The organism is Streptomyces sp. NPDC057302 (assembly GCF_042667685.1).
In the GTDB taxonomy this organism is placed as follows: domain Bacteria; phylum Actinomycetota; class Actinomycetes; order Streptomycetales; family Streptomycetaceae; genus Streptomyces.
The window spans coordinates 1-6,620 of record NZ_JBHUZJ010000158.1; the positions used below are offsets into that span (position 1 = coordinate 1).

Here is a 6,620-nt window from a genome sequence, read left to right on the forward strand (position 1 = left end):
GGCGGGAACCCGGCACCGGGTTCCCGCCCTCTCGTTCGTACGCCGACGTGTCCACGTACGCCGACGCGTGCGTACGTCGATCAGTGCTCGGAGCCCGCAGCCGTACCCGCGTCGTCCGACGCGGCGCCGGACGGGTCGTTGTTCGCGGCACCGGACGCGCTGCCCGAGGGCTGCCCGGACGGCTGACCCGACGGGTCGGTGTTCGCACCCTCGGTCGCGCCCTCGTTGGGCTCACCGCTCGCCACTCCGGTCGGCTTCGTCGACGGCTTCGAGTCCGGAGCCTCGGGAACCTCGGTCGGGCCCCACTTCTTGAAGTAGCTCTCGGCCGGCACGACGAAGGTCTTCATCTTCACGTCGCCGGTCTTGCTGAAGGCGAAGGTGACCGGCTGCGCGTTGCCGTCCTTGACGGCCTCGCGGCTGCTGGGCAGGACGGCGGTGGCGTTGTCCTTGCCGCCGATGACGACGGAGCCGCCGGCGGGGATGGTCAGCGGACCGCCCCGCTTGGAGGCCTTGTCGTCCTTGGCCGGCGTGATCTTGGCCGTCTTGCCGGTGCCGTTGACCTTGATCCCGGTCAGGGTCTGGTCGGTGGAGCCGTTGTTGAAGATCGTGGCGGCGATCACCGCGGGACCCGTCGACTTCAGGTCGGGCTGGGTGATCACCATGGCGTTCTGGATCTTGATGTCGCCGACGGCGGTCGCGGCGTTGTCCGGCTTGATCTCGTGCGTCTGAGCGTTGTTACCGGCGCCGCACGCGGCGAGCGACGCGAGCGAGAACGCGATGGCGGTGGCGGCGATGGCGCCACGTCGAAGGCTGCGGCTCACGGCGGCGGCAACTCCTTGAACGAGGGCGGTACGGGAAGGGGCGGGCGGCCGTAAAGCCGTCCTAAGTGTGTGTCAGCGGCCTTAGGTTACCGAGCCGTTCCCGTGCCACCGCACCCGACCCGCCCCTAGGGCCCGTGAGCCTCTCCCGCGCCACTCCTGTCCCGCCGTACATGACACTTCCGTCACCTCCGTGTCATTGGCCTCTTGTTCACCATTCACATAAGAGCCGTCAAGCGTCGGACCGGCCCGACTTGGGGATTTCCGGTAAGGAATACATGGCGGTCCGGGGAAGTCCGGGGAAGTCCGGGGAATTGATCATCAAGGGCGCTTGATCAATTCCGGATTCACGCCCGACGTCGATGAGTACGTCTCTCCGGTCGTCGAACGGAGTAGCGGAAGTTCACCGCTTGGAACCTGGCAAACCGGGACGTTCAGGCCCGTGGAGCGCTCTCGGAGGGCGTGTGACGGGCGTGTTTCTGCTTCCCCGGAGAGCCGCTCCCACCTGCGAATACCTCACTCCGGAAGCCCTTCGCAGCACGTTCCTGTTGCTGTTGTCAAGCCCCGAGATGCGCCCTGACCTGCGAAAACGCCATTCAGAAGAGGCGGTTCTCGTGTTAGGATGGATAGCCACGGAAGGGGTACCTGTCACATGACGTTCAAGGTTGGCGACACCGTGGTCTATCCCCATCACGGGGCCGCGCTGATCGAGGCCATTGAGACTCGCCAGATCAAAGGCGTGGACAAGACCTACTTGGTGCTGAAGGTCGCTCAGGGCGACCTGACGGTACGTGTGCCTGCGGACAATGCGGAGTTCGTCGGCGTACGTGATGTGGTCGGTCAGGACGGGCTTGACCGGGTCTTCGAAGTACTGCGCGCGCCGTACGCCGAAGAGCCGACGAACTGGTCCCGTCGCTACAAGGCAAATCTCGAGAAGCTCGCATCGGGCGATGTCATCAAGGTCGCGGAAGTCGTGCGTGACCTGTGGCGTCGTGAGCGTGAGCGCGGACTGTCCGCGGGTGAGAAGCGCATGCTCGCCAAGGCTCGCCAGATCCTGGTGAGCGAGCTCGCCCTCGCGGAGAACACGAACGAGGACAAGGCCGAGGCCCTGCTTGACGAGGTCCTCGCGTCCTGATCGCGTCCTGACATACGCATACGTCTTGGCGCCATGAATGCCGCGGTGCCCGCTGACCCTCAATGGTGTCGCCGGGCGCTGCGGCATGTTCGTACCCAGACATACCCAGGGCGTATCCCCAGGCGCTTTCCCCGAATTCTTATGTCGTACTCGTACTGATGCTCGTGTCCTACTCGATGCTGCTCGGCGTGTGTGCCGGGCTCGGGCAGCTGGCTCGACCAGATGTCACGGAAGGGTCCGGTCAAGGCCCGCGCCCGGCGTCGCTGTGGCCATACCCACGTCGGCCGAGCACACAAACCTGAACGGAAGCGATGTCTGAGGAATCCCGCACCGCGGTCGTGATCCCCGCCGCCGGACGCGGCGTACGGCTCGGCCCGGGCGCCCCCAAGGCGCTCCGCGCGCTGAACGGCACGCCCATGCTCATCCACGCCGTACGGGCCATGGCCGCCTCCCGCGCCGTGTCGCTCGTCGTCGTGGTGGCCCCGCCGGAGGGCGCCGCCGAGGTCAAGTCCCTCCTGGCCGACCACGCGCTGCCGGATCGCACCGACTTCGTGGTGGTCCCCGGCGGCGAGACCCGCCAGGAATCCGTGAAGCTCGGCCTCGACGCCCTGCCGGACGGCATCGGCGTCGTCCTCGTGCACGACGCGGCCCGCCCCCTCGTCCCCGTGGACACCGTCGACGGCGTCATCGAGGCCGTCCGCGAAGGCGCCCCCGCCGTCGTCCCCGCGCTGCCCCTCACCGACACCGTCAAGCAGGTCGAGCCGGGAGAGCCCGGCGCCCCCGAGCCCGTGGTCGCCACCCCCGAGCGCTCCCGCCTGCGCGCCGTCCAGACCCCGCAGGGCTTCGACCGCGACACCCTCGTGCGCGCCCACGCGACGGTCACCGACAACGTCACGGACGACGCCAGCATGGTCGAGCAGCTCGGCCTCCAGGTCGTCGTCGTACCCGGCCACGAAGAGGCCTTCAAGGTCACGCGGCCCCTCGACCTCGTCCTCGCCGAGGCCGTACTCGCCCGCAGGAGGGCCAACGATGGCTTCTGAGCGGATGCGCCTCCCGCAGGTCGGCATCGGCACCGACGTGCACGCCTTCGAAGAAGGGCGCGAGCTGTGGTGCGCCGGGCTCCTCTGGGAGGGCGAGAGCGCCGGCCTCGCCGGGCACTCGGACGGTGACGTCGCCGCACACGCCGCCTGCGACGCCCTCTTCTCCGCGGCCGGCATCGGCGACCTCGGCGCACACTTCGGCACCGGCAGGCCCCAGTGGTCCGGCGCCTCCGGTGTGACGCTGCTCGCCGAGGCGGCCAGGATCGTGCGCGCCGAAGGCTTCGAGATCGGCAACATCGCCGTCCAGGTCATCGGCGTACGCCCCAAGGTCGGCAAGCGGCGCGACGAGGCGCAGAAGACGCTGAGCGCTGCCGCGGGCGCCCCGGTCGCCGTCTCCGGCACGACGACGGACGGCCTCGGCCTCACCGGCCGCGCCGAGGGCCTGGCCGCGATCGCGACGGCACTGGTCGTGCGCACGGACTGACCGGCAACCGGGTGACGGGTGAAATGCCGCTGAGGCAGGCTGTGTTGGAGCAGTACCGGGGACACATCCCCGGAGCAGCCCGACGTCACCCACCGACGTACGAGAGAGAGGCACCCGCAATGGCCGCCGAACTGTCCGACAAGCTCAAGGCCCTTCTCGACACCCCCGTCTTCATCTCCGTCGCCACCATCCAGCCCGACGGCAGCCCCCAGGTCTCACCGGTCTGGGTGAAGCGCGACGGCGACGACCTGCTCTTCTCCACCACGCTCGGCCGCCGCAAGGAGAAGAACCTGCGCCGCGACCCGCGCGTGACGGTGCTGCTCCAGCCCTTCGACGCCCCGTACACGTACGCCGAGATCCGCGGCGAGGCCACGATGACCACCGAGGGCGGGCAGGAGCTCATCGACGAGCTCGCGCTGAAATACACCGGCCTCAAGTACGCGGAGTTCAATCCGTCCTCCGGCAAGGACGACGCCCGCGTCGTCGTCCGCGTCACTCCGCGCAAGGTCGTCGGCCGCCTCTGAGGCCCCCGCGCACCCGCGCATGTCACAGTTCCGTGCCCTGTTGACCCCGGAGGTCGCAGGGCACTGCCCTGCGACCACTACCCTGGAGTGGTGACGATTCGCCTGTACGACACCAGCGCCCGGCAGATCCGAGACTTCAGCCCGCTCATCGACGGTTGTGTCTCGATCTACCTGTGTGGCGCGACGGTGCAGGCGGCCCCGCACATCGGGCACATCCGCTCGGGTCTGAACTTCGACATCATGCGCCGCTGGTTCGCCCACCGCGGCTATGACGTCACCTTCATCCGCAACGTCACGGACATCGACGACAAGATCATCCGGAAGTCGGCCGAGCAGGGCCGCCCGTGGTGGTCGATCGGGTACGAGAACGAGCGGGCCTTCAACGACGGCTACGACGTCCTGGGCTGCCTGCCGCCCACCTACGAACCGCGCGCCACCGGCCACGTCACCGAGATGGTCGAGATGATGCGCGGCCTGATCGAGCGCGGCCACGCCTACGAGGCCGAGGGCAACGTCTACTTCGACGTGAAGTCCTTCCCCGGCTACCTGGAGCTGTCCAACCAGGACCTGGACGAGCTGCGTCAGCCCTCCGGCGAGGGCGAGACCGGCAAGCGCGACCCGCGTGACTTCGCCATGTGGAAGACCGCCAAGGAGGGGGAGCCCAGCTGGGAGACCCCCTGGGGCCGCGGCCGTCCCGGCTGGCACCTGGAGTGCTCGGCGATGGCCCACAAGTACCTGGGCCGCGAGTTCGACATCCACGGCGGCGGCATCGACCTGATCTTCCCGCACCACGAGAACGAGATCGCGCAGGCCAAGGCCTTCGGCGACGCGTTCGCGCGGTACTGGGTGCACAACGGCTGGGTCACCATGAGCGGCGAGAAGATGTCCAAGTCGCTCGGCAACTCGGTCCTCGTCTCCGAGATGGTCAAGAAGTGGCGCCCGATCGTCCTGCGCTACTACCTGGGCACCCCGCACTACCGCTCGATGATCGAGTACAGCGAGGAGGCCCTGCGCGAGGCCGAGTCCGCGTTCGCGCGGATCGAGGGCTTCGTGCAGCGCGTCATGGAGAAGGCCGGGGGCGTCGTCGAGCCCGCCGCCCAGGTGCCGCCCGCCTTCGCCGACGCGATGGACGACGACCTGGGCGTCCCGCAGGCGCTCGCCATCGTCCACACGACGGTCCGGCAGGGCAATTCCGCCCTGGCCGCCGACGACAAGGAAGCCGCGGTGGAGCGGCTCGCCGAGGTGCGGGCCATGCTGGGCGTGCTCGGACTCGACCCGCTCGACCCGCAGTGGGCCGGCGAGGGCGACCGCGGCGACGACCTCCACGGAGTCGTCGACACCCTCGTCCGTCTCGTGCTCCAGCAGCGGGAGGCCGCGCGCGGCCGCAAGGACTGGGCCGCCGCCGACGCCATCCGCGACCAGCTCAACCAGTCCGGACTCGTCATCGAGGACAGCCCGACAGGACCGCGGTGGACTCTCGGCCCGCGCTGAGCGTCTGACCTCGCGATGTGCCGCCCGGCGAACCGGGCGGCACACTTCATATACGTACGCAGTCCCGCAGTGGGCAGTCACGCAGTACGCGGACAGCCACACGCATCACAGAGACAGGTAGGTCCATGGCCGCTAACAACCGCCGCATGTCCGGCAAGAAGGGCGCGCAGGTCGGCAGCGGTGGAAATCGGCGCCGCGGCCTTGAGGGCAAGGGCCCGACGCCGCCCGCCGAGGCGCGCAAGGGACACAAGAAGAACCGCATCGCCAGCGCCGTGGCCAAGAAGGCCACCGGCGGCCCCGGTGGCGGCGGCCGGCGTCCCGGTGCCGTGAAGGGCCGCGGCAAGGGCACCTCCGAGATGGTCGTCGGACGCAACTCGGTCGTCGAGGCGCTGCGCGAGGGCGTGCCCGCTTCGATGCTCTACGTCCAGCAGTTCATCGACAACGACGAGCGCGTGCGCGAGGCGCTGCAGCTCGCCGGTGAGCGCGGCGGCATCCACCTCATGGAGGCCCCGCGCCCCGAGCTGGACCGCATGACCAACGGGCTCAACCACCAGGGCCTCGTGCTCCAGGTGCCGCCCTACGAGTACGCGCACCCCGAGGAGCTCGTGGCCGCCGCGTTCGACCAGGGCGAGGACCCGCTGATCGTCGCCCTCGACGGCGTGACGGACCCGCGGAACCTCGGTGCCGTGGTGCGTTCCGCCTCCGCCTTCGGCGGGCACGGCGTCGTCGTCCCCGAGCGGCGTGCCGCCGGAATGACCGCCGGAGCCTGGAAGACGGCCGCCGGCGCCGCCGCCCGTACGCCCGTGGCCCGTGCCACGAACCTGACCCGCGTCCTGGAGTCCTACAAGAAGGCCGGGCTCGCGATCGTCGGGCTCGCGGCCGACGGCGATCACGAGGTCGGCGACCTCGCGGCGCTCTCCGGTCCCGTGGTCATCGTCATCGGCAGCGAGGGCAAGGGCCTCTCCCGCCTGGTCGGCGAGACCTGCGACTACCGCGTGCGGATCCCCATGCCGGGCGGCACGGAGTCCCTGAACGCCGGTGTGGCGGCGGGAGTCGTGCTCTACGAGGCGTCGCGGCGCCGGAGTTAAGCCGCACCCCGTACGGCGGCCGGCCCGGAATATCCGGGCC

At 69.5% G+C, this 6,620-nt stretch carries 7 protein-coding genes; 6 read left to right on the forward strand and 1 reads right to left on the reverse strand.

All coding sequences use genetic code 11. From position 1 onward, the window contains the following. Positions 1-80: 80 nt before the first annotated feature. Positions 81-821: a copper chaperone PCu(A)C gene (locus ACFUPX_RS43825; protein WP_383335305.1), complete on the reverse strand. Its 741-nt coding sequence runs from the start codon at positions 819-821 to the stop codon at positions 81-83. A 649-nt stretch (positions 822-1,470) separates the two neighbouring features. Between ACFUPX_RS43825 and ACFUPX_RS43830 the strand changes: the two genes are divergently transcribed. The 6 genes from ACFUPX_RS43830 (at position 1,471) to rlmB (ending at position 6,580) form a co-directional block, all read left to right on the forward strand. Beyond that, the gene (locus ACFUPX_RS43830) at positions 1,471-1,953 is read left to right on the forward strand and encodes a CarD family transcriptional regulator (RefSeq protein WP_003953493.1); all 483 of its coding nucleotides are present in this window, start codon (positions 1,471-1,473) and stop codon (positions 1,951-1,953) included. Positions 1,954-2,264: 311 nt separating this feature from the next. Further along, positions 2,265-2,993: a 2-C-methyl-D-erythritol 4-phosphate cytidylyltransferase gene (gene ispD / locus ACFUPX_RS43835; protein WP_383335307.1), complete on the forward strand. Its 729-nt coding sequence runs from the start codon at positions 2,265-2,267 to the stop codon at positions 2,991-2,993. Further along, on the forward strand, positions 2,983-3,477 hold the full coding sequence (gene ispF, locus ACFUPX_RS43840) for a 2-C-methyl-D-erythritol 2,4-cyclodiphosphate synthase (protein ID WP_383335309.1): 495 nt from the start codon (positions 2,983-2,985) through the stop codon (positions 3,475-3,477). The genes ispD and ispF overlap by 11 nt, the downstream gene beginning before the upstream one ends. Before the next feature lie 119 nt (positions 3,478-3,596). Next, positions 3,597-4,001: a PPOX class F420-dependent oxidoreductase gene (locus ACFUPX_RS43845; RefSeq protein WP_383335311.1), complete on the forward strand. Its 405-nt coding sequence runs from the start codon at positions 3,597-3,599 to the stop codon at positions 3,999-4,001. A 90-nt stretch (positions 4,002-4,091) separates the two neighbouring features. Continuing rightward, entirely contained in the window at positions 4,092-5,492 is a 1,401-nt protein-coding gene (gene cysS / locus ACFUPX_RS43850; protein ID WP_383335313.1) for a cysteine--tRNA ligase, read from the forward strand. A 125-nt stretch (positions 5,493-5,617) separates the two neighbouring features. Next, a complete protein-coding gene (gene rlmB / locus ACFUPX_RS43855) occupies positions 5,618-6,580 on the forward strand; it encodes a 23S rRNA (guanosine(2251)-2'-O)-methyltransferase RlmB (RefSeq protein WP_383335315.1) in 963 nt (320 codons plus the stop codon). Positions 6,581-6,620 lie beyond the last annotated feature (40 nt).